The sequence below is a fragment of the Massilia sp. CT11-108 genome (assembly GCF_047302915.1).
Classification (GTDB): domain Bacteria; phylum Pseudomonadota; class Gammaproteobacteria; order Burkholderiales; family Burkholderiaceae_D; genus Telluria; species Telluria orientalis.
In genome coordinates this window covers 1-250 of record NZ_JBKYMO010001648.1, presented here as the reverse complement: position 1 = coordinate 250, position 250 = coordinate 1, and the positions used below count along the sequence as shown (strand labels likewise).

The window sequence follows — 250 nt, the reverse complement described above, 5'->3', positions numbered from 1 at the left end:
ACCTCCATACCATCTCCATCTTCCTGGTCATCACTATCGCCATTGTCTCCATCATCCCCCTTTCCGTATTCGTCCTGCTCATCATCATCCTCTTGTTCATCTTCCTCCTCATCCTCCCCCTCCTCCCTCGCCTCCTCACTACGAGGATCGTTCCACTGACCTCTTCCATCCATCGCGTCGTCCTGATCTCCGCCTGGTACCTCGCTACTACGCAGGTTGCCAAAGGCGGTAGTGGGCGAGCCGGTGACAT

Annotated in this window: 1 pseudogene; it reads right to left on the bottom strand. The window is 56.0% G+C overall.

Annotated elements, in window-relative coordinates:
• Window positions 1-250 (bottom strand): annotated as a pseudogene (locus tag ACEN88_RS35900) (hypothetical protein); the annotation flags it as partial.